Genomic DNA, 629 nt, shown 5'->3' on the forward strand with positions numbered 1-629 from the left:
TGGTGTTAAACACCCAACCTCGCCTTGCAGTGTATTACTACAAATTATTTCACCTTGTTAAAGAGCATCTGATGTAAAAATCAGGAAGCTGAACTCTTGTTCTCAAACATCGAGAAACTACCAAGAACTCAGTTTTCTGACTTCTAATGTGGATCAGGAAATGGTGGAGCTAAGCGGGATCGAACCGCTGACCTCCTGCGTGCAAGGCAGGCGCTCTCCCAGCTGAGCTATAGCCCCATTTTTGATAAGCCACTTAGATTTTAAAAAGAATCGATCGTGGTTAATTTTTCTCAGGCGAGGCGAAGAAAAGCGTAGCGTACTCTAGTACGTAAGCTTTTATTCAACGAAGCATGAGGAAAATTTGGTAGGCCTGGGCAGACTTGAACTGCCGACCTCACCCTTATCAGGGGTGCGCTCTAACCAGCTGAGCTACAGGCCTAAAAATCAATACCCTTGGGAGTTATCCAGGGCACTAGACCCGCCCAACGGGCTTTACTGATATCCAACATCATCAGTCCGATCAAGCAATATGTGTGAGCACTTACGAAACGATTCTCGATAATCGTTTAAGGAGGTGATCCAGCCCCAGGTTCCCCTAGGGCTACCTTGTTACGACTTCACCCCAGTCA

The 629-nt window shown here is 46.6% G+C and carries 2 tRNA genes and 1 rRNA gene; all 3 read right to left on the bottom strand.

Annotated elements, in window-relative coordinates:
* Positions 1 to 161: 161 nt before the first annotated feature.
* A tRNA-Ala gene (locus LC073_RS21545) sits at positions 162 to 237 on the bottom strand.
* Positions 238 to 362: 125 nt separating this feature from the next.
* A tRNA-Ile gene (locus LC073_RS21550) sits at positions 363 to 439 on the bottom strand.
* 128 nt (positions 440 to 567) lie between these two features.
* A 16S ribosomal RNA gene (locus LC073_RS21555) occupies positions 568 to 629 on the bottom strand; the annotation flags it as partial.

Source organism: Microbulbifer variabilis, assembly GCF_020524905.1.
GTDB lineage: Bacteria > Pseudomonadota > Gammaproteobacteria > Pseudomonadales > Cellvibrionaceae > Microbulbifer > Microbulbifer variabilis_A.